Annotated in this window: 22 protein-coding genes and 2 pseudogenes; 5 read left to right on the top strand and 19 right to left on the bottom strand. The window is 60.5% G+C overall.

What is annotated here, in order from left to right:
- The first annotated feature begins 13 nt into the window (after window positions 1–13).
- From AC2FNR_RS10510 to AC2FNR_RS10500, 3 genes are all read left to right on the top strand, one after another.
- On the top strand, window positions 14–1,384 hold the full coding sequence (locus AC2FNR_RS10510) for a pyruvate dehydrogenase complex E1 component subunit beta (protein WP_496849010.1): 1,371 nt from the start codon (window positions 14–16) through the stop codon (window positions 1,382–1,384).
- A gap of 12 nt (window positions 1,385–1,396) precedes the next feature.
- Window positions 1,397–2,698 (top strand): pyruvate dehydrogenase complex dihydrolipoamide acetyltransferase, encoded by a 1,302-nt coding sequence (locus AC2FNR_RS10505; RefSeq protein ID WP_496849009.1) that lies wholly within the window; start codon window positions 1,397–1,399, stop codon window positions 2,696–2,698.
- Window positions 2,699–2,853: 155 nt separating this feature from the next.
- The gene (locus AC2FNR_RS10500; protein WP_480865783.1) at window positions 2,854–3,090 is read left to right on the top strand and encodes a hypothetical protein; all 237 of its coding nucleotides are present in this window, start codon (window positions 2,854–2,856) and stop codon (window positions 3,088–3,090) included.
- Window positions 3,091–3,096: 6 nt separating this feature from the next.
- On the opposite strand, the gene cysE is transcribed toward AC2FNR_RS10500, so the two are convergent.
- Window positions 3,097–3,906, bottom strand: a complete 810-nt coding sequence (gene cysE, locus AC2FNR_RS10495; protein WP_170354513.1) for a serine O-acetyltransferase — start codon at window positions 3,904–3,906, stop codon at window positions 3,097–3,099.
- A gap of 84 nt (window positions 3,907–3,990) precedes the next feature.
- Between cysE and AC2FNR_RS10490 the strand changes: the two genes are divergently transcribed.
- Window positions 3,991–4,329, top strand: coding sequence for a TraR/DksA family transcriptional regulator (locus AC2FNR_RS10490; RefSeq protein WP_496849008.1), 339 nt, complete (start codon window positions 3,991–3,993; stop codon window positions 4,327–4,329).
- On the opposite strand, the gene AC2FNR_RS10485 is transcribed toward AC2FNR_RS10490, so the two are convergent.
- The 16 genes and pseudogenes from AC2FNR_RS10485 to AC2FNR_RS10410 all read right to left on the bottom strand — a co-directional run bounded on the left by AC2FNR_RS10485 (window position 4,310) and on the right by AC2FNR_RS10410 (window position 16,844).
- On the bottom strand, window positions 4,310–4,606 hold the full coding sequence (locus AC2FNR_RS10485; protein WP_496849127.1) for a DUF7742 family protein: 297 nt from the start codon (window positions 4,604–4,606) through the stop codon (window positions 4,310–4,312). The two genes, AC2FNR_RS10490 and AC2FNR_RS10485, sit on opposite strands and share 20 nt — an antisense overlap.
- Before the next feature lie 3 nt (window positions 4,607–4,609).
- Complete coding sequence (locus AC2FNR_RS10480; RefSeq protein WP_496849007.1) at window positions 4,610–8,569, bottom strand: baseplate multidomain protein megatron; 3,960 nt, start codon at window positions 8,567–8,569, stop codon at window positions 4,610–4,612.
- Window positions 8,570–9,016: an NlpC/P60 family protein gene (locus AC2FNR_RS10475; RefSeq protein WP_496849006.1), complete on the bottom strand. Its 447-nt coding sequence runs from the start codon at window positions 9,014–9,016 to the stop codon at window positions 8,570–8,572.
- A complete protein-coding gene (locus AC2FNR_RS10470) occupies window positions 9,013–9,900 on the bottom strand; it encodes a phage/gene transfer agent baseplate hub protein (RefSeq protein ID WP_496849005.1) in 888 nt (295 codons plus the stop codon). Before AC2FNR_RS10470 ends, AC2FNR_RS10475 begins: the two co-directional genes overlap by 4 nt.
- Window positions 9,900–10,532, bottom strand: a complete 633-nt coding sequence (locus tag AC2FNR_RS10465; protein ID WP_496849004.1) for a phage distal tail protein, Rcc01695 family — start codon at window positions 10,530–10,532, stop codon at window positions 9,900–9,902. The genes AC2FNR_RS10470 and AC2FNR_RS10465 overlap by 1 nt, the downstream gene beginning before the upstream one ends.
- 12 nt (window positions 10,533–10,544) lie before the next feature.
- Window positions 10,545–11,210, bottom strand: coding sequence for an RcGTA-type gene transfer agent tail tape measure protein (locus AC2FNR_RS10460; protein WP_496849003.1), 666 nt, complete (start codon window positions 11,208–11,210; stop codon window positions 10,545–10,547).
- Window positions 11,194–11,406, bottom strand: coding sequence for a rcc01693 family protein (locus AC2FNR_RS10455; RefSeq protein ID WP_170724446.1), 213 nt, complete (start codon window positions 11,404–11,406; stop codon window positions 11,194–11,196). Before AC2FNR_RS10455 ends, AC2FNR_RS10460 begins: the two co-directional genes overlap by 17 nt.
- On the bottom strand, window positions 11,403–11,720 hold the full coding sequence (locus AC2FNR_RS10450; RefSeq protein WP_496849002.1) for a gene transfer agent family protein: 318 nt from the start codon (window positions 11,718–11,720) through the stop codon (window positions 11,403–11,405). The genes AC2FNR_RS10455 and AC2FNR_RS10450 overlap by 4 nt, the downstream gene beginning before the upstream one ends.
- 4 nt (window positions 11,721–11,724) lie before the next feature.
- A pseudogene (locus AC2FNR_RS10445) lies at window positions 11,725–12,138 on the bottom strand (phage major tail protein, TP901-1 family).
- A 20-nt stretch (window positions 12,139–12,158) separates the two neighbouring features.
- Window positions 12,159–12,572 (bottom strand): DUF3168 domain-containing protein, encoded by a 414-nt coding sequence (locus AC2FNR_RS10440; RefSeq protein ID WP_496849001.1) that lies wholly within the window; start codon window positions 12,570–12,572, stop codon window positions 12,159–12,161.
- Window positions 12,569–12,907, bottom strand: coding sequence for a head-tail adaptor protein (locus tag AC2FNR_RS10435; RefSeq protein ID WP_496849000.1), 339 nt, complete (start codon window positions 12,905–12,907; stop codon window positions 12,569–12,571). Before AC2FNR_RS10435 ends, AC2FNR_RS10440 begins: the two co-directional genes overlap by 4 nt.
- Window positions 12,904–13,503 (bottom strand): head-tail connector protein, encoded by a 600-nt coding sequence (locus AC2FNR_RS10430; protein ID WP_496848999.1) that lies wholly within the window; start codon window positions 13,501–13,503, stop codon window positions 12,904–12,906. The genes AC2FNR_RS10435 and AC2FNR_RS10430 overlap by 4 nt, the downstream gene beginning before the upstream one ends.
- A gap of 173 nt (window positions 13,504–13,676) precedes the next feature.
- Window positions 13,677–14,855 carry a phage major capsid protein gene (locus AC2FNR_RS10425; RefSeq protein ID WP_496848998.1) on the bottom strand — a complete coding sequence of 393 codons (1,179 nt, stop codon included), beginning with the start codon at window positions 14,853–14,855 and terminating at the stop codon, window positions 13,677–13,679.
- Window positions 14,856–14,891: 36 nt separating this feature from the next.
- Window positions 14,892–15,437, bottom strand: coding sequence for an HK97 family phage prohead protease (locus tag AC2FNR_RS10420; protein WP_496848997.1), 546 nt, complete (start codon window positions 15,435–15,437; stop codon window positions 14,892–14,894).
- Between the two features lie 26 nt (window positions 15,438–15,463).
- On the bottom strand, window positions 15,464–15,682 hold the full coding sequence (locus AC2FNR_RS10415) for a GTA head formation protein, RCAP_rcc01685 family (protein ID WP_496848996.1): 219 nt from the start codon (window positions 15,680–15,682) through the stop codon (window positions 15,464–15,466).
- Window positions 15,675–16,844: a phage portal protein gene (locus AC2FNR_RS10410; RefSeq protein ID WP_496848995.1), complete on the bottom strand. Its 1,170-nt coding sequence runs from the start codon at window positions 16,842–16,844 to the stop codon at window positions 15,675–15,677. The genes AC2FNR_RS10415 and AC2FNR_RS10410 overlap by 8 nt, the downstream gene beginning before the upstream one ends.
- Before the next feature lie 241 nt (window positions 16,845–17,085).
- On the opposite strand from AC2FNR_RS10410, the gene AC2FNR_RS10405 reads away from it, so the two are divergent.
- Window positions 17,086–17,568 (top strand): hypothetical protein, encoded by a 483-nt coding sequence (locus tag AC2FNR_RS10405; protein WP_496848994.1) that lies wholly within the window; start codon window positions 17,086–17,088, stop codon window positions 17,566–17,568.
- 95 nt (window positions 17,569–17,663) lie between these two features.
- Here AC2FNR_RS10405 and AC2FNR_RS10400 read toward each other — a convergent pair.
- Together AC2FNR_RS10400 and AC2FNR_RS10395 are read right to left on the bottom strand one after the other, a co-directional pair.
- Window positions 17,664–19,033, bottom strand: a pseudogene (locus tag AC2FNR_RS10400) (DNA-packaging protein).
- Window positions 18,942–19,286 (bottom strand): hypothetical protein, encoded by a 345-nt coding sequence (locus AC2FNR_RS10395; protein ID WP_496848993.1) that lies wholly within the window; start codon window positions 19,284–19,286, stop codon window positions 18,942–18,944. Before AC2FNR_RS10395 ends, AC2FNR_RS10400 begins: the two are co-directional and overlap by 92 nt.
- Window positions 19,287–19,345 lie beyond the last annotated feature (59 nt).

The following is a 19,345-nucleotide window of genomic DNA, read 5'->3' as shown; positions in this document are numbered from 1 at the left end:
GGACGACTAAGACATGGCAACCGAAATTCTCATGCCCGCCCTTTCGCCCACAATGGAAGAGGGTACGCTGGCCAAATGGCTGGTCAAAGAAGGCGACACCGTATCATCCGGCGATATCATGGCCGAGATCGAAACCGACAAGGCGACGATGGAGTTCGAAGCCGTCGATGAAGGCATCGTCGGCAAGATCCTGATCGCTGAAGGCACCGAAGGCGTAAAGGTCAACACGCCTATCGCGGTCCTTGTGGAAGAAGGCGAAGACGCTTCCGCCCTGCCCGCGGCTGCGCCCGCAGCAGCAGCGGTGACCGAGGCCGCCCCTGCGGCGGCCCCGGCCCCCGCTCCCGCCGCCGCACCAGCGGCACCGGTCGTTGACCTGTCGCCCGATTGGCCAGCCGATGCCGAGATGAAGTCCGAAACCGTCCGCGAAGCACTTCGCGATGCGATGGCAGAAGAAATGCGCGGCGACGAAGACGTCTATCTGATGGGCGAAGAAGTCGCCGAATATCAGGGTGCCTACAAAATCTCCCAAGGTCTGCTGGACGAATTCGGCAGCAAGCGCGTCATTGACACCCCCATCACCGAACATGGTTTTGCCGGTATCGCCGTGGGGTCTGCCTTTGGCGGCTTGAAACCAATTGTCGAGTTCATGACCTTCAACTTCGCCATGCAGGCGATTGACCAGATCATCAACTCCGCCGCCAAGACGCTCTATATGTCCGGCGGCCAGATGGGCTGCCCCATCGTATTCCGCGGCCCCAACGGTGCCGCTGCCCGCGTGGCCGCGCAGCACAGCCAAGACTACGCCGCATGGTATATGCAAATCCCCGGCCTGAAAGTCGTCATGCCCTATTCGGCTGCTGATGCCAAAGGTCTTCTGAAATCGGCCATCCGCGACCCCAACCCTGTGATTTTCCTGGAAAACGAAATCCTCTACGGTCGCTCCTTCGACGTGCCTCAAGTGGATGATCTGACCATCCCACTGGGCAAAGCACGCATCTGGCGTGAAGGCTCGGACGTGACCATCGTCAGCTTTGGCATCGGCATGCAATACGCGCTGGAAGCCGCCGACAAGCTGGCCGAAGAAGGTATCAGCGCCGAGGTCATAGATCTGCGCACCATCCGCCCGATGGACACCGGAGCGATCATCAACTCGGTGATGAAAACCAACCGTCTGGTGACGGTCGAGGAAGGCTGGCCGCAAGGCTCGGTCGGTAGTTATATCAGCTCGGTCGTGATGCGGGAGGCGTTCGACTATCTCGACGCGCCGGTCATCAACTGCACCGGCAAGGACGTTCCGATGCCCTATGCTGCGAACCTCGAAAAGCTGGCGCTGATCACAACCGATGAGGTGATCGCCGCCGTCAAACAAGTGACCTACCGGTAAGGAGCGACACAGATGCCCACAGAAATTCTGATGCCCGCCCTATCCCCGACCATGGAGGAAGGCACCCTTGCCAAATGGCTGGTCAAAGAGGGTGACACTGTCTCGTCCGGCGACCTGCTGGCCGAGATCGAAACCGACAAAGCCACGATGGAATTTGAGGCCGTCGACGAAGGTACGATTGGTAAGATCTTGATCCCCGAGGGCACCGAAGGCGTGAAGGTAAACACTGCCATCGCTGTTCTGCTGGAAGACGGTGAAAGCGCTGACGACATCAGCGCAGCACCTGCCGCAGCCCCCGCGGCTGCCCCGGCAGCCGCCGCAGGCAACGAGGCCGCCGCGCCAGCGGCGTCCGAGGCGCCTGCCCCTGCCCCGGCTGCTCCGGTCAAGGCCGATGGCGGTCGTATCTTTGCCTCGCCTCTGGCCCGCCGGATTGCCGCGCAAAAGGGCCTTGATCTGGCGCAGATCACCGGCTCGGGTCCGCATGGACGCATCGTCAAAGCAGATGTGGAAGGCGCAACGGCGACGGCCCCATCGGCAGCGCCCGCACCTGCAGCAGCGGCTCCGGCGGCCGCAGCTCCGGCTGGCCCCTCGGCAGATGCCGTAGCCAAGATGTACGAGGGCCGCGACTACGAGGAAATCAAGCTCGACGGCATGCGCAAGACCATTGCTGCGCGCCTGTCCGAGGCCAAGCAGACGATCCCGCATTTCTATTTGCGTCGCGATATCAAACTGGACGCGCTGCTCAAATTCCGCAGCCAGTTGAACAAACAGCTGGAAGGTCGGGGCGTCAAGCTCAGCGTCAATGACTTCATCATCAAAGCCGTCGCCAACGCGCTGCAACAGGTTCCGGCCTGCAATGCCGTCTGGGCCGGTGACCGGGTGCTGCAACTGAAGCCGTCGGACGTGGCCGTCGCTGTCGCGATCGAGGGTGGGCTGTTCACCCCGGTTCTGCAGGACGCGGACACCAAATCGCTGTCCGCGCTATCGACCGAGATGAAAGATCTGGCCGGTCGCGCGCGCGAACGCAAGCTGGCGCCTCATGAATATCAAGGTGGCACCTTTGCGATCTCGAACCTGGGTATGTTCGGCATCGACAATTTTGACGCCATTGTGAACCCGCCTCACGCCGGAATTCTGGCTGTGGGCTCGGGCGTCAAAAAACCGGTTGTCGGAGACGACGGAGAGCTGACCGTAGCAACCGTCATGTCCATCACCATGTCAGTGGATCACCGGGTTATCGACGGTGCGCTTGGGGCTGAATTGTTGCAGGCCATCGTGGAAAACCTTGAAAATCCTATGGTTATGCTGGCTTGATTCCCGCAAACTTGCAGAGACCGCGTCGGGCAACCCCGGCGCGGTTTTTTCATGGCCTGACGGGATGTGAGCCGACGTGATCGGGCATACTATTGCTCGGGGACTTGTGGGGCTCCAGATTGGTGGCACGACATTCAAGGACGCACAGGTGCCATATGACCATCACTCAAATTACACGCACATTTCTGGTTCTTCTGATGCTGGCGGCGCTTGCCCCTGCGGACGCCTACGCCAAACCAAACAGCTATCCAGGAGAGAACTCGAAGTTCAATTCCAAGAGTGCGGTTGGCAAATGGGAGGCCGAACGTGCCAAACGCATTGAGGATCGTAAAAAGCGCAGGGAAGAACGTCGTCTCAAGCGGTTGAACGAAAAGAACAACCGCTCGAACTAAGACTGTTTACTGGTTTTTACCCAGCATGTGGTCCATTGAGATCGAGGGCTGATCGCACCCGGCCTCGCCCACGATCTTGGCAGGAATACCCGCAACGGTTTTGCAGGGGGGGACCTCCTGCAGAACAACCGAACCGGCCGCTATGCGGCTGCAATGGCCGACTTCGATATTCCCAAGCACCTTGGCACCCGCACCAATCAGAACTCCGTTCCCGATCTTAGGGTGACGCTGTTCCTCTTCTTTGCCGGTTCCGCCCAGCGTCACCGAGTGCAACATCGAGACGTTGTCGCCCACCACGGCAGTTTCACCGATCACTATGGAATGCGCATGGTCGATCATGATCCCCTTGCCAATCTTCGCTGCAGGGTGAATGTCGATGCCAAAAATCTCGGACGAGCGCATCTGGAAGAAGTAAGCCAGGTCATAACGACCCTTACGCCAAAGCCAATGCGCCACACGATAGGCCTGCATCGCCTGATAACCCTTGAAATAAAGAATCGGCTGCAGCAACCGGTGGCAGGCCGGATCACGTTCATATACGGCCATCAGGTCTGCGCGCGCGGCTTCGATCAGTGATGGGTCGTCGGCATAAGCCTCGTCCACGATTTCACGCAGAACCATCATCGACATTTCGTTCGAGCACAGCTTGGCGGAAACACGATATGACAACGCCCGCTCAAGACTTTTGTGATGAAGGACACAAGCATGGACAAGCCCGCCCATCAGCGGTTCATTCTCCACGGCCGCCTGAGCTTCGGTCGTGATACGATCCCAAACGGGATCGACGGGGGTCACGTGACTGCGCTTTTCCAACATGGCTTTTCATCCTTTGCTGCGCCTAAGATGCCATTTAGTGGTAAAAACGCCAAACGCAAACCCGTGATCCGCACGATAACGAAAATGAATGACTCGGAACTGGCACATTTTAGCGCTTTGATCCTCGCTCGTCTGGACGAGTTGGCAGACAGCACTGCATCGGGCAAAAGCGCGCAGGCTGTGGTTGAGTTGGATCAGCAGGCTGTTGGCCGCCTTAGCCGGATGGACGCGTTGCAAAACCAGGCTATGGCCAAAGCACATCAAGCCAGTCGCGATCTGGAACGGCGCAGACTGACCGCCGCCCTGAACCGGATTCGGGACGGCGAGTATGGTTTCTGCGAAGATTGCGGAGAAGAGATTCCTGCAGGTCGGCTAAAACTGGATCTGGCGGCCACAAAATGCGTCAGCTGCGCGTCTGGCTAAGATGAAGCCGTACCAGACTGTTCAAAACCATCGCGAAACACTGACAGTATTGTAGATCGTCAAAACTGGGTTCAACGTCCAAGGGACGGATACATGCTGCGGTTGCCAGCAATCCATTGCTGAATACCGGATGAAGATGACCGGTTCGACGCATGTACCGATCTGCCAACTCGGCCTCGGTAAGCATGCGCCGACACAGACAAAACCGGTCAGGTGCCGGCGCACGCAAAAGCACGCGCGCCGCAGCACTTACATCTCTGTGAAGAGCCGGACGTATGACTTAGCTTACGTCAAGGCTGACAGGTAGACCCGGACCATAACTGGCCGAGACCTGCGCAACCTGCACGGTGTATCCTGCGCTTACACCGTCGGCTGATTTCATTGCGGCCGCGTATATCCAACTTGGATTGGGTGAGATCAGTTCGCGCACCAATGCGCCTTCGGCGCGCACTTGCACCAGATAGGATTCCGTTTCTTCGCCTAATGGCACGTCGATACCCGACCAATCATCACCGTCGATGCGCGTGCGACGTATCCACGACAGCTGATCGTCACCCGCAGATTTGGCAACACGCAGGTGGGATGGCGCATAAGGGCGTAGACCATCGCCGTTGAATGCCTCGACCCTATGTACGAAGGACGGATCGTCATAGCTGCGCGCCGCAGGGCCTATCCGGTAGTGCTTGGCCACACGGCGCTCAGACCTCAGCAGGTTGGTTTGATACACCCGTTGGTCCAAAAGCACAAAAGTCGAGCCTTCAGGCCATACCTCCGGGATTTTGGCATCTGTCCCCAGTTGTCCGCGAAGACGGCCTGACAGAGTGTATATACCGCGTTCTTGCAGAGTGGCGCGTTCAAACTGAAACAATTCCCAGTTATCCGGTGATCCATCGCCGATTGCCGCAAGGTTTGCGCCGTTCAGCAGCGCGTCGCGCGGTCGGGATTCCAGAACACCCGCAATCAGTTCGACAGTCAGGGGTGCCCCCTCATCCCACAGCCCGGCACCTGCCCGGCGCATCGGCGACTGCGTGAATCCGACAACAGCTTGCCCGCTGACCACCTCTTGCAAAGCATAGTCCTCATCAGTCGCAGAGGAGTACACCGCTGCACTTCCCGGCCATGGATCAGCCGAGATCGCCAGATAAGGTGCGTGGGGCACCTCGGATCCTGTGATAAGCGGCAAGTCCAAGAAAACTGGAAATACAGGGACTGGTGCCACAAACGGGTTTTCCGAGACGTCGTCGTCTGGCAGATCGGAAGGCGTATAAACACCCGGTTCAACGCGAACAGCGTCAGCCATCTGCATTTCGGCCTGTTCGAGCCGGTCGATACGATACCGCGCGCCCTGTTCGCCGGACAGGGTGATGATATCACCCGCACCGACATTCAGCATCGAAGGCGGCAATGCAAACCGGACGCTCTCTCGCGACACGCGGGATTCGCTCAGCCACCGCTCGGCGGTTTGACGGCCTTCGGCGCGTGTCATCGACAACGGCATCTCATTGACGGAAACCGAATGGGTACTGGTATCCGGCAAAACGGCCTCTTCCGAGACGATATCATGATCCGCATCAGACTGGACAAATCGAAGTCGGACACGACCGGTCATCTCCGCCTCGGCTTCGCGGCGATGTTCGATAGTGCCATCGATCTCAGAATTGGTCGCAAGCAGTTCGCTATCAAGCTGAACCGAAGCCCGCCCGTTGCGCATCTGAAAACGCAACACACCGTCGCGTTCGATAGCGTCAAAGCCATACCGAAGCATCAGTGGCTGCAACGCGGCGCGCCCGTCCGAAACCTGTTCGATCACGTAGCCACGCACGATCCCGTGCAACTCCGTGGTGTCGATATCCGTGACGCTCGCGCCATGACAGATCTCGGCGACCACAGAGGCCAAAGTTCGCGATCCCGAGCGCCCATTCAGCCAATGGCCGCGGGCATAGTTTTCGCCATCGCTCCATTGACTGCGCAGGTTCGGAAAGGCGGGAAATGGGCGCGCGTCCCAGGCCCAGACATAGGCATTGGACATGTCCACCATCGGGCCGTCATACACGTCCGAGATCGGGTTGATCTTTGGGTCGGACCAATACCCCAGAACCGCTCGTAGGTATTGAACTTGCATAAAATCGTCACGCTGGCCGTTGGAATACACGGGCAAGCTCGACTCCGACGACTTTGGGTCCAGAAATTTGTTCGGCTGGTTTGTTCCTTTGTCTATCGCGGCACAACCCAATTCCGTGAACCAGATCGGTTTGGACCCAGGCACCCAAGCGGTGCGATCTGGTTGGCGGACGCCACCGATCCGTTCGTGGTGTGGCTGCGACCACCATTTCCGCAGATCTTTGTACCGCCATATCCATGGCTCGCCATGAGCGTCATCCTCGATCGGGGCCCGTATTTGCGCTTGGGCCTCTTCGGGTGACGCATAGAACCAGTCGTACCCTTCACCACCCTCGATGTTGCCGCGCAGGTAGTCGAGGTCATAGATGGACTTTGCCCCGTCGCGGGCGTCCACATGACCTTCGCCATCACGCCAGTCGGACAACGGCATGTAGTTATCGACACCGATAAAGTCGATATTGGTATCTGCCCAAAGCGGGTCCAGATGGAAGTATCGATCGCCGCTGCCATCCGCGGGTTGATAGCCGAAATACTCGCTCCAGTCGGCAGCGTAGCCGATCTTGGTCTGTGATCCCAAAATCTTGCGCACTTCGGCTGCGAGAACACGCATCTGCGCCACCGCTGGAAAGCCCGATGCACCGCGAATTTGCGTCAATCCACGCATCTCGGACGCGATGCAGAACGAGTCAACGCCCCCCGCCGCTTGGCTCAGCGCTGCGTAGTGCAGGATGAAACGGAACAGGCCCCATTCTTGCGGGCCGGAATAGACCACTTCGCCGTTGACGACGGTAAAATGGTCCGCACGGGCGTTTCCAAAAAACGAAGCCACCTGAAGGTCCGCCGCGGCTGTTCCGTCCGGCGAGCCGCTGCGCCCCGGAGCCCGACTGAGAGTGATACGCCCCCGCCACGGAAGATGTGGTTGATCCGCCGCGTCAGACCAAGGATCCGGTAGACCGTTATTGCGCAACTGGTCCATCAGAATGAACGGGTAGAACATCACGCGCTTGCCGGTCTGCTTCAAATGCTGAATCGCCTGAATTACCGACTGGTCTGTTGGGGTGGCACCATAGACAGGGCGATCCTGTTCGTGCTTCACCACCTCGGCAGGGCCGCGTGTCACGCCAGCCACGCGCCATGGCATGTTTTCACCTTCCAGTTCTTTATGCAGAACCTTCGGCTTCACCTGGCATGCGCCGCAACGAAGATCATCACCGAACCATGAAACGATAAGCGAAGCGGCGTCGCAGGCAGGCAGTTCCTTGCTTAAAGCTCTGGTCGAGGTCACAAGATCCGGCACGCCCGAGGCCGAGTTCACATTCGCCGCCCAGCTTTGGCCGGGACCTTTGGTATAATTCACCTGTGTGCTCGCCAATGCGTATTCGCCGGTGCCCGGCATCAGCGCTACGCCTTTCACGATAAGGGACAATGCATCATGTGTTTCCGGCAGACCCGCCTGATCGGGGCGCACGACTTCGAATGAGAACTGTGGAACGCGGTTTCCGAAAGCCGCCAGCTGCAGATCTTCAATCACGACATACGCCGTCCCGCGATATGCCGGAACATTTCCCGCGCCCTCAACCGCTTCGATAAGCGGATCGGGCAACTGATCATCCGTTCCATGATACACGCGCATGTTCAGGCCTGCGCGTTCAAGCTCTTCACCGTCGGCCCAGATACGGGGCACGTCAGCAATCTGTCCCGCGCCAACCGCGATCGCCAGTGAAACGGAATAGCTATAGCTATGGGTGGTCGTCGTGACTTCGGGCGCTTTGGGTGCGCCCTTGCTACCTCCTCCCGATTGCGTCGTCGTAGAGGTGCTGCGCGTTTCCAGAAAATCCGAGGCCCAGATCACTTGCCCACCAACGCGCATCCGTCCGAACAGGGTCGAGACGGGTGCTCCCTCGCCGGTTTCAGTCAGGCGGAAACGGTCAAGCCGGCCGGTCTCAACAACTTCACTGCCGCCACCCATAACGGACTGGCTCATTAAACGCTGGTCGATGACCCGACCCAGCGTCGCGCCGATGGCACGGCCAATGATAGCCGTCGAAAGACCAGCGACCGTTCCGCCAATCGCGCCACCAATCGCAGCCCCTGCTGCCGAGAGTACAATTGTAGCCATCTAGAAATCCTCCAGCGGGAAACCGAAACAAGCGACAACCCGGCGGCGCCAGGGGTCGCTCAGCGTGTTTTCAACAACGCCGTGCCCGGAATAGGCATGAATGAAACGCGGGGCGTCACCGCCCTCGCTGACAATGCCCACGTGCTTCGCAACGCGCCCGTCACGCATCCGAAACAACAACACATCGCCGGGTTGCATGTCTTCAACAGCCTTGCTTGTCAGATGTCGCCTTGCAGCCTGCCACATGCGCTCATCCCCTTGCGGCTCGGACCAATCCAGACTGTAGCTCGGAACGGATTCGGGTTCGGGCCCCAAAACCGCGCGCCAGACACCGCGCAGCAACCCAAGGCAGTCACTGCCCGCGCCTTTGCACGAAGCTTGATGCACATACGGCGTCCCCAGCCATGTTCGGGCTTCCGCCACTATTTGATCACGGGTCGTGCTCATCGCAGGCTGCCCCCTGTATTGGGATTGCCCTTTTTGGGAACAGCCATGACCCAATCTTCGCTGGGCAAATCGGGAAATCCCTGAAAGTTCAGCAAGTTGTTGAACTTCTTCCGGCATGTTTCCATGCGCTTGTCGCACCCGGCGGTCAACCGGACTCTGTCACCCACGGCCAGACCACCACTGATCCCAGACCACAAGGTAACGCTGCGGCCACCCGGTCTGAGGCTGTCCTGCTTGATCGATGCCCACAAGCCAATGGCCTTACCCGAGATAACGTCCAAGCGACCCCGCTCGAACCACGCTGCATCCGGCCCCAAAGCGCCGCTCAGTTCCAACACACTGCCTGCGGTCAACTCGGTAACCTCGGCCTCAGCTTGATAGCCCGCGGCAGAAACACTGAACCGGCAGGCGCTGTCGCCAAGTACAGCCGTACAGGGTTTTTGATAAATCCTTCCCAGAGGGCGATTCAGCAAGTCCGTCAACCCGCGCAATTCGGCATGAAAAGCCCCGCCCGAGCGGCGTATTTCCCCGATCGACCCGCGAAACTGCAGGACGCGCTGTTCCGGCGCGGCCCAGTTGACCAGCCAGGTCCGGACCTCAGCGCCATCAAAACGTCCGGCCTCGATATCATCTTCCGTAACGGCTGCATCCGACAGTGCACCCATGGCTTCCGAGTTATCGATAGACTGGCCAGTCGCCTGTTCGATTGCTGCAGCCGTGAACCCCGAACTTGCCTTGAAGGTCAGCCCTTCAAAACCTAGTTCCCTGTCGTGATCCGTGAAGCCAAAGACCTGACCATCCGCGCGCTGGATCGCCCAGCATCGGCAAGTCGTGGTCAGGCCTGTTTTCAAGTGGGCCTCAAGGGTATCTTTTGCGCTGTTCATCAGACCCGCACCTCGACCACTGGAACATTCGGTACGTCACCGGCCTGAAAGCTGGCGACACTGGTTTGAATCTTGTCGGTGTCAAACCGGACCGGAACATCGAACTCGAACCCAGCAGTGATTTCGACCTCTTCCGGAGGCGGATCGGCAAATGTCACTTGGCCGCGCGCCAGATCGACCTCGAAATCCACACCTTCGCGAACCTCATCCTGTTCAAGCCCAAGCTTTACAGTTCCCAGAACGGGTTTGAGGATCGGCCGGATATACTCAAATCCACCAGACGTGTAGGTTTTGACCAATTGGAATACGGTCGTGACCCCATCGCCACGCGCGATGACCTGATCAGCCTTGTTGACCTCAGCGGTCGCCGCGCCGGATTTATAGTCCGACCAGTCTTTCCAGCGAAACCCGAACATCTGCCCTTGCCGCGCCTCGAAGAACGAAATCAACGTTTCGATGTCGTCCAGAGACCGCATTCCAAAACCCGCATCATAGCGTCTGCGTGAATGCGCCCACGGGGTGTTACGTTCTTCAAATCCGTTAGCCAGCGTTACGATGTCCGTACGCCGTTCCGGACCACCGACCGAGCCAAAACTGAGGCTGGCGGGAAATCTGACTTCGTGGAAATTCATGACCTGCTCCCCTTATCTATTGCGATTGCCGCGACCCAAGGCGCGGCTCATCTGTGCGGCGATCTGGCTTTGGCTGCGGCGGAAGCCCTGCACGTCAGGCGTGGTGATGTTCATCACCACGTTCACCGCGCCACCACCGCCCGAGGTGCGCACACCCAGCTTGCCATCCGGTCCGCGCGCTAAAGGCATGATCGCTTCGGGACCCGCCTCGCCCATCAGACCGGTCGCACCGCGCATCGGAAACGTAGTTGGGCCGCTGATGACGCCGCCATTGGCAAAAGGCATCACCCGGCCCTGACTAAAGCTGCCGCCGTCAGCAAAGGGCAGGATGCCTTGGACAAAACTGCCGATGCCACCGGCAATGAGGCCACCAAAATGATCCGCCACCGGCTTGATAGCCGCCGAATAGGCCGTGCGGATCATCGAATTCTTCAACACATCCAGCGCGTCCGACAGGTTCATCCCGTCCAGCACCACACCGTCAAACGCCTTGCGCAAGCCTCCGGACATGCCGCGCTCCAGCGTCGCCACATCCTTGCCGGTTTCCTCAAACGCCGCACTGATGCGTTTCATCTGGCTGTCAAATGCCGCCGCCATAGACGCGGCATCCCCCAGCGCATCACCCAACGCTTCACCCCGTTCCTGCAGGTCGTCCAACCCGTCACGATCCGTCGTCATCACGCTCTCCTTGTTCTTTGTCCGGGTAAGCCGCCAACAATGCGTCCAGCCCCGCCCGGTTCATCGCGGGCATCCCAGCGCCCTGCCCTAACATCAGCCGCAGCTCGGCCGGGGTAAGACGCCAGAATTGATCCGGCGTCAGACGCAAGCCGGTCATCCCGGCCCGCATCAGGGCGGGCCAGTCGAACCCGCTCAACGATCCGGCACCATGAAGGCGCGGGCCAGCAGCTCGGCCGCCGCGCGGGCCCCTTCCATGGGGCCACCCTCGATCTCGGCGCGCATCAAGTCGGCGCGGGTCACATCCGCCCCACCGCCGCGCAGCCCCGCCACGATCAGCGCCAGCACATCACTGCTGGAGTAGGCCCCGCCTTCGAACCGCTGGACCAATTCCACCAAAGTCCCGGTGCCCAGCTCCTGTTCCAATTCCGCCAAAGCCCCCAGCGTCAGCTTGAGTGCCCGAGGCTTACCGTCGATGGTCAATGCCACCTCACCCGTCCACGGATTGGCCATCGGACTAAAGCGCCGTAAAGGTCAGAGCCCCGGCGCTGGCCAGGCTCATCTCATAAGTGGCCTCACCGTTATGCGAGCCTGCGTACTCGATGCCGGTCACCTGAAACGCGCCCTCGACAATGCCGAAATCGGGGATGATCACCTGAAAATCCGGCGTCTCACCATCAAAGAACAACTAACGCGCGCGTTCATCGGTGCCCGCGTCCTTGAACACGCCCGAGCCTGAGATCGAGGCCGATTTGACCCCCGCCCCCGACAGCAGCTCGCGCCAGCCGCCCTGGCTTTCAAGGCTGGTGACATCAACACTTTCCGCGTTGAAACTGACCCGCGTGGCCCGCAGGCCTGCGATGGTCTCGAACAGGCCCGAGCCGTTCATATCCACTTTGACCAACAGATCTTTTCCGTTCTGGGCGGCCATATGCTCTCTCCGTTGATTGCTTAGTCGTCTTCCACGCGGGCGCGAAATCTCAGGTCGATCTGGCGGATCGCGCCGCCCGTTCCGGTGCGCCGGGCACTGGCGCGTTCGAACCACAGCCCCACAAGGCGGCCCCGATCCAAGCTGAGTGCCGCGCCTTCCAGCGCATCACAGACTGCGCCCGCCAGCGTCTTGGCCGCGCCAAAACCTGCGGCCTCGGACACCACGGACACAGTGAACCGATGCACAGCCCCGGCGCCCGACCGGTCCGAGGCATCGCGCACCTCTTCCGGGCCCAGCGTCACATAGGTCTGGGGTACCGCCCCCGCCGGAACCGCGTCATAGATCGCGCCGCCCGACTGCGTGCTGACCTGCGCGTCCCCCGACAGCTGTTGAAACACCGCCGCCTGTAACGCGGCTGAAACGCCGTAACTCATGCCGCCACCTCTTCGTCTGCGAAACAGGTCAGGTACTGGCCGCGCGGATCGCGCTCGGCCACGGCGCGGATCACGAACCGGCGCGTGCCCTCAGAGAACCGCTGATCAGGGCTTGGGCGCATCGACGATCCCTGAGGCGCGCCGCGCACCACGATGCGATAACCAACGCGCGAGACAGGAACGCCTGCGACCGACCGCTCGGACCCGCTACGCGCGGTGACCTCGGCCCAAACCGCGCCCACGGGCGCCCATGTCTCGGTATAGCCACCGGCCCCGTCCGCACTGCGTATCGGCGCCTCAAGCACCAGTTTTCTGTTCAATCGGGGCGTTTTCATTGCGCCACCCCTGCGCCAAAGCGTACAACCCGGTAGCGCTGGATCAGACTGGTGACACCAAAAGGCATACAGCCCGCGCCCAGCGCCGTCTCATCGCGGTATTCATAGTAATGCGCGGCCAGCAACAGCACCGCCTGCCCCAGATCAGCAGGCAAAGCGCCCCAATCCGCAGCCATCCCGGCGGTAAATGCGATCTTGACCGATCCGCCTGTAGGAATGGTCGGCAAGCTCGCTCCGGCAGGACGCAGGCGCGGGCGTTGGCTGTCTTGGGCCAGACGATACCGGCCAGTGTCCACCACCGTGTCAGTGCCAGCAGCGTCTGTCACAGTCACCGCGCTGATCGCCGTGACCGGGGCCACCGGCAATACTTCACCCGCCGCATCACGCCAACCATTCAAGTCCCATGAAAACCCGCGCGCGATCAGCACCTTGCCGGTGCGCGCTTCAATCGCTGCAATCGCCGCGCGCAGAAAGCCTTTCAGCACTTCATCCTGTACGCTGTCTTCGGTGAAACCCGTTCCCAGCCGCAGATGAGCCTTGAACTGATCCACCGGCAGCGCCGCATCCGCGATGGCGGTTTCTTCGATCAACATCATCCATACACTCCGCAATCTCGGACCCCTCCGGGGCCGTAACTTCAGGAATTGGCGGGCTCGCGCCGCCCCACGTTGCTCGGACGGAGGGGAGCAGCTAGACAACGCAGAGGATCTCACCCCGGCCCGCGCCCGCCGCCCCGGGGGACCAATGGCCCCCGGGGATTCAGCCCGCTTTAGGCGGTGCCGAATTTCACCAGCTTGATCGCGGCAAAGTCGCTCACGTCGCCGCCGACGCGCTTGGTTGCGTAGAAAAGGACATGCGGTTTGGCGCTGAACGGGTCGCGCAGGACGCGCAGGTCAGGACGCTCGGCAATGGTGTAGCCTGCCTGGAAGTCACCAAAGGCGATCGAGAAGCTGTCGGTGCCCGCATCCGGCATATCCTCGGCGATCAGCACCGGATAGCCCATCAGGCGCGCGGGCTCACCCGCGGCAAGACCATCCGACCACAGGAAGCGGCCATCGCTGTCCTTCAGCTTGCGGATCAGACCGGCGGTTTTCGAGTTCATCACGAAGGTGCCGTTCACGCGGTACTGCGCGCCCAGCGCATAAACCACATCGACAATCGCATCCGCTTCGACACCGCCATCGATGCCGGTGGGCACATAGCCGATATTGCCCCAATCCCATACATCGTTGTCGACCTTGTTGTGGTTCAGAATGCCCTTCGGCTTGTCGGCACCATCACCCGAGATAAACGCGGCAGCCTCGGCGCGGGCGAACTTGTCGGCGATGCGACCGGCCAGCCAGCCCTCGACATCAAAGGCGCTGTCATCCAGCAAACGCTGCGAGGCTTTGGGCAGCGCGCTCAGCTCATGCAGCGGGATCGAGATACGGTCGATCGACGGGGTCGCCGTCTCAGTCGCGGCGGCATTTTCGTCGGCCCAGCCAGCGCCTACATCAGTGTGGTCGATCAGCACGTCAAACGAGTTCGCCTCGACATTCACCACCGACGCAATCGAGCGGATCGAGGCGGTGGATTTCAGCACCGACTTGATGATCTCGGCGGTCTGCGGGTCGACCAGATAGCCGCCATCGCTGTTCACGGCGCTGGACAGGGATTTCGATTCCATATCAAGCCCGCGCAGGCCGTCATCCTCGCCCAAACGCACATAGGCGTCGAAAGCTTTTTGATGCGGTGCGCCGTCCTCAATCGAGGCCGCAAGGTGCGGACGCGCCGCGATGGTTGATTTACGATCCAGCATGGTCAGTCGCTCTTCTGTCTGTTGAAGTTGGGTTTTCACTTCGGCCTTGAGGCCCTTGAATTCATTCACGAAGCCAGCCATCGCCTGCTTCACCTCCTGAACCAGGGGCGCACCCTCTCCGGTCAAGGCCGGGATTTCGGTCTTGCTCATCAGCACTTCCATTTCTTGGGTGGGGGTTGAGGCGCGCTAGGTCCGCGCCAGCTCCTGCCGGGCGGTATTGAACACCTCGGCAATACTGCGCCAGGTGTCTTGCGCGTCAGGCTCAACGCCCTTCGCAGCCACCCGCGCACTGGGCAGCATCGGGAACGTCACCAAGGACACCTCCCACAGCTCCAGTTCGGTCAGGACACGTTGGCCCTTGTCATTCTTCACGGCCCGCTTGGTGCGATAGCCAATCGACAGGCCATCCATAGCGCCCGCCCGGATCAGTTCCGCCGCCTCACGGCCCTTTTGCGTGGCATCCAGCAGACGTCCCTTGACCCAAAGGCCCCGGTCATCCTCGCGCACCTCATCCCAGACACCGATGGGTTGCGCCGGATCATGCTGCCACAGCATCTTGACCCGCTGCCCCGCTTTCGCCAGACCGTCAAGCGAGCCTCGATATGCCCCGCGTTGCACAACGTCGCTGCCCTGATCTACCTGCCCGAACAGACTGGCATAGCCTTCGATCACAGCATCATCCGTTACCGAAAGCCCGTCTCCGAACCGTGCGAATTTGTGTTCCAAATCCATGAACACCTCCTCGTAAGCTTTTGATTTCACGGCGTCGCCGCAAGGAAGGACTGAAACACCTGCGCCAGGATCACTGCCGCGACGCCATAGACCGTCAGCCACAACCGTTTCTCCAGCCGTTCCATCATTTCTTCGATCTGATCCAGCCTGCGGCACAGATGGTCGTGCTGGATCTCGGTCACCCTCTCATGCGCGGCCAGACGTAAGCCCGGCGCGCAATCGAACGGGGGATACCCCTCAGTCATCCGCATCCTCCGCCAGCGCCGGTAAGCCCAACAAAGACCGTTTTTCGGCGTCCGTCAGGAACTTGGCCCGGCTGACCCGCGTCCACTGCGCATCACGTTCCGCCGACAGCGCAGGCACTTGATCCAGATCGGGTTTCAGCACCAGATCCTCACCCGAATACCCGGCCAGCCATTCCGACACCGCCGCCGCCACCCGCGTCACCAGAGGCAGCACGGTCAGGCGGTAAAACGCCCGGTTGGCCTCCTGATAGTTCGAATAGGTCGCATCGCCCTGTATCCCCAACAACATCGGCGGGACACCGAAGGCCAACGCGATCTCGCGGGCGGCGGCTTCCTTGGTCTTTTGAAACTCCATGTCGGACGGAGAGAAACCCATCGGCTTCCAATCCAGCCCCCCTTCCAGAACCATCGGGCGGCCTGCATTGCGCGCCCCGCGATAGTTCTGCTCAATCTCATCCGAGAGGCGGCGGAACTGATCCTCGGCCATCACCCCGTGGCCATCGCCCTTCCACACCAGCGCTCCCGAAGGCCGCGCCGCGTTGTCGAGCAGAGATTTCGACCACCGCGACGCACTGTTATGCACGTCAATCGCCATCGCCGCCGCCTGCATGGGCGAGAACCCATAGTGGTCGTCCTGAGGGTGGAAGGACTTGATGTGACAGATCGCATCCGCCGGAAACCGGTGCGTCTTTCCGCCAGCCGTGTAATCATACGCCTTGGGCCAGCCATCCGCGCCCGGAACCACGCTCATGCGGTCCGAGCGCAGGACGTGCAGCTCAATCGGCAGGCCCTCTTCGGCCTGCACGGCCTCGACATACGCGTTGCCCGACAGCAGCAGCTGCCCGAACAGAGCCTCCATCAACTCGGCCCGCCCCTGAGCCGCGTTCGGACGGCGCATCAGCGACAGGATCGGATGCGCGTCATAGCGCTGCGCCTGATCCTGCAGAACCAACGGCAGCGCTGCCGCCGCCTCGGCAATCAACTTGACCGACCGGAACCCAACCGGGTTGCCCGAGAACCCCGTGCGGGTCAGCGAAACCGCATCCCGAGGGCTCCACGCCACGCGCCCGCCCGTCTGCCATGCCATCACGGGGCCTGCCGCGCTGGCCTTCGCCTCGGGCGCTTCCCCGGCCGATGTACGACGCAAGAAATCGAATACCATCTGTGCTCCTTTCTGTCGCCGCTGTGTCCGGCTTGTTGAAAGGAGTTATGACGGAAAGAAGTTTAGGGCTTGGGAATAGGGCGTACGGGGGTTGGGCAACGGCTATCCTAAAACTCCACTGCCTTTGCGTTAGAACGAATAGCCTCTGAGAGTTAAAACATGTTCAGCCCTTAGCTTGCGGATTTGACTCCACTTCTGTTCTGCTCAATATCTTGGATGCTACTACTTATTGGCTAATGAGATGTTCGCTATTCGCTTTGTATGCCTTGTGATAGTGTCAACTATCGCCAACTTTCCATCGGCACACGCTCAAGTCGGTGACCTCCCGACGGGTATTGCGATTGGAAAAACGCTTCAAGAACTAGAGGCAGCGGGTGAAGCAAATGGATGGACACTCGCCCCCAATAGTTGGTTCCCGGAGACTAAGACAGTAGAAGGTACCGATCTAACACTCTATTTTTGCGACCAAGTGCTCTGGACAATTGATGAACACTTTCCCGGAGGCTTTAAAGAATTCGTCGAAACAGTACTTCGGCTGGAAATTGAGCACGGAGAAGCAGAAACTGACGTGGCATTCCTTCCGGCCCCCACATCGCATTATTTGGCCGACGCAAATTTCAAAACTACGGATGGCCTAGAAATCAATGTGCAGGTCTATACTAAAGACGAACAGATGACTTTATGGTCACGGACTTCAACTGTCGCCATGTGTGACGCTGATTGATTTACGATCGCGATCTGACCGAAACACTATAAATCAATCCACGTGTACCATAGCACAGAGCATTGATTGCATATACAGATGTCATCTCTCAGTCCCTACAAACTCCGCACCCTAGGCCGCCGATACAGCCCAGCAGGCCCCACAACCAACTCATGCAGCGCCCAGACCAGTGCGTCGACCCGGTCGGGTGAGCCCTGCCCCTCGAACCCGCGCGCGGCCATCTGGCACATCTGTTCCTCCAGCGCGGTTAGACCGGCCACGTGGCTCACTCGCCCCTGCTCGTAGAGTGCCGCGACAGGTTCAGCCCGCGCGGCCTTGCCGCGGGATGCCCGCACCGCGCGGAACGGGACCAGAGGGTCCACCTGCCGCACGACCTCTTCGACCAGTTGCCCGCCCTGATTGACTTCGGCCACCAGCCGTTCGGCCCCGAACTCATCCATCGCGTCAATCGCTGCCTGCGCCCAGCCCACTGGGCCAACGCCCTGCACCGTCCGGTCGGCCAGCACAAAGGCACGCCACTCCTCGGGCGGCCCCTGTAGCTGCGCGCCGACGACCACAATCCCGCAGGCATCCGCGCTGGACCCCGCCGTCACCGCCGGGTCCACAGCCACAACAATGCGGTCCAGTTCAGGCACAGTCTCCACCCGCGCCGCATCCAGCATCGAGCCGGTCCACAGCGCGCCTTCCGCATCCGATAACAGCACGCCTTCCAATTCCTGCCGCCCCAGCCGCGTGCCTGCGTAACGTGCGCGGACCTCGGCCAGAAACGAGCCGGCCAGATTGGCGCGGTTCGCCTCGGTCGGCGCGTGGGTTTGTACGGTGGAGGGCGACACCAGCAACTCCTTCAAAACCTTCACATTGCGGGGCGTGGTCGTCACGCAGACACGCGGACGCTCGCCCAGACGCAGGGCAAATTGCAGCATATCCCAGGTCTCCCCGGCCTTTTTCCATTTGGCCAGTTCATCCACCCAGGCCGCATCGAATTGCGGGCCACGCAGCCCCTCGGGATCATGCGCCGAAAACGCCTGCGCCTCGGCCCCGTTGGGCCAGATCAGCTTGCGTTCCGATGCCTTCCAGACCGGCCGGCGGTCCGGGGGCGAGCATTGCAATATGCCGCTGTCGCCAAAAATCATCACGTCGCGCACCTGATCGAAGGTCTCACCCACCAGCGCCACCCGGCTGGCCTCACCGCGATCCAGCGGCTTGGGCCCTTCGACCATCGACCGCACCCATTCGGACCCTGCGCGCGTCTTGCCTGCGCCGCGCCCGCCCATGATCACCCAGGACCGCCAGTCGCCCTCGGGCGGCAGCTGGTGCGGCAGCGCCCAGAACTCGAACAGGAAAGGGAGGGCACACAGCCCCCCTCCCCGATGTCACTCAGAAACCTGTCCCGCACCGCAGCATCGGCGGAGGCGAGCCAGCCTGCACCCGATTTCAAATCGAGCGCGCTCAAGGTCGAGCGCATATCCCCCTTGGGCAATTCCGGCTTGTCTGTGATGTTGTTCGACAAAGCTTGTCTCCACTTTCTGACAACTTCGGATCAGCCCCTCTAACTGACCCAGTTGCTTGCCTGCTCCGGCAAAGTCTGCATCCTCCCCGGCGTCGATCTGCCTGCGCAGTTCTTCCGCTGCTTGGCGCAGATCGCGAATGGATCGCTCGAGCGACTGCAACAAGTCAGCCGTCTGGGAAATCCGCTCTTCCGGGGTAATCAAAGTCATGTGTGCCTGTGACCTCATGCGTGAGTTTTCTCCGCACGATAGAAACAAAAAACGGCCAC

Source organism: Ruegeria sp. SATB045 (genome assembly GCF_059613525.1).
The sequence above is the reverse complement of the archived record's forward strand: the minus strand, read 5'-3'. Positions and strand labels throughout refer to the sequence as shown.

What these genes read in the sequence shown, in the direction of transcription:
- AC2FNR_RS10510 (WP_496849010.1), top strand. Translation starts at nt 14, where the DNA reads ATGGCAACCGAAATTCTCATGCCCGCCCTTTCGCCCACAATGGAAGAG.
- AC2FNR_RS10505 (WP_496849009.1), top strand. Translation starts at nt 1,397, where the DNA reads ATGCCCACAGAAATTCTGATGCCCGCCCTATCCCCGACCATGGAGGAA.
- AC2FNR_RS10500 (WP_480865783.1), top strand. Translation starts at nt 2,854, where the DNA reads ATGACCATCACTCAAATTACACGCACATTTCTGGTTCTTCTGATGCTG.
- cysE (WP_170354513.1), bottom strand. Translation starts at nt 3,906, where the DNA reads ATGTTGGAAAAGCGCAGTCACGTGACCCCCGTCGATCCCGTTTGGGAT.
- AC2FNR_RS10490 (WP_496849008.1), top strand. Translation starts at nt 3,991, where the DNA reads ATGAATGACTCGGAACTGGCACATTTTAGCGCTTTGATCCTCGCTCGT.
- AC2FNR_RS10480 (WP_496849007.1), bottom strand. Translation starts at nt 8,569, where the DNA reads ATGGCTACAATTGTACTCTCGGCAGCAGGGGCTGCGATTGGTGGCGCG.
- AC2FNR_RS10475 (WP_496849006.1), bottom strand. Translation starts at nt 9,016, where the DNA reads ATGAGCACGACCCGTGATCAAATAGTGGCGGAAGCCCGAACATGGCTG.
- AC2FNR_RS10470 (WP_496849005.1), bottom strand. Translation starts at nt 9,900, where the DNA reads ATGAACAGCGCAAAAGATACCCTTGAGGCCCACTTGAAAACAGGCCTG.
- AC2FNR_RS10465 (WP_496849004.1), bottom strand. Translation starts at nt 10,532, where the DNA reads ATGAATTTCCACGAAGTCAGATTTCCCGCCAGCCTCAGTTTTGGCTCG.
- AC2FNR_RS10460 (WP_496849003.1), bottom strand. Translation starts at nt 11,210, where the DNA reads ATGACGACGGATCGTGACGGGTTGGACGACCTGCAGGAACGGGGTGAA.
- AC2FNR_RS10450 (WP_496849002.1), bottom strand. Translation starts at nt 11,720, where the DNA reads ATGGCCAATCCGTGGACGGGTGAGGTGGCATTGACCATCGACGGTAAG.
- AC2FNR_RS10440 (WP_496849001.1), bottom strand. Translation starts at nt 12,572, where the DNA reads ATGAGTTACGGCGTTTCAGCCGCGTTACAGGCGGCGGTGTTTCAACAG.
- AC2FNR_RS10435 (WP_496849000.1), bottom strand. Translation starts at nt 12,907, where the DNA reads ATGAAAACGCCCCGATTGAACAGAAAACTGGTGCTTGAGGCGCCGATA.
- AC2FNR_RS10430 (WP_496848999.1), bottom strand. Translation starts at nt 13,503, where the DNA reads ATGATGTTGATCGAAGAAACCGCCATCGCGGATGCGGCGCTGCCGGTG.
- AC2FNR_RS10425 (WP_496848998.1), bottom strand. Translation starts at nt 14,855, where the DNA reads ATGAGCAAGACCGAAATCCCGGCCTTGACCGGAGAGGGTGCGCCCCTG.
- AC2FNR_RS10420 (WP_496848997.1), bottom strand. Translation starts at nt 15,437, where the DNA reads ATGGATTTGGAACACAAATTCGCACGGTTCGGAGACGGGCTTTCGGTA.
- AC2FNR_RS10415 (WP_496848996.1), bottom strand. Translation starts at nt 15,682, where the DNA reads ATGACTGAGGGGTATCCCCCGTTCGATTGCGCGCCGGGCTTACGTCTG.
- AC2FNR_RS10410 (WP_496848995.1), bottom strand. Translation starts at nt 16,844, where the DNA reads ATGGTATTCGATTTCTTGCGTCGTACATCGGCCGGGGAAGCGCCCGAG.
- AC2FNR_RS10405 (WP_496848994.1), top strand. Translation starts at nt 17,086, where the DNA reads ATGTTCGCTATTCGCTTTGTATGCCTTGTGATAGTGTCAACTATCGCC.
- AC2FNR_RS10395 (WP_496848993.1), bottom strand. Translation starts at nt 19,286, where the DNA reads ATGACTTTGATTACCCCGGAAGAGCGGATTTCCCAGACGGCTGACTTG.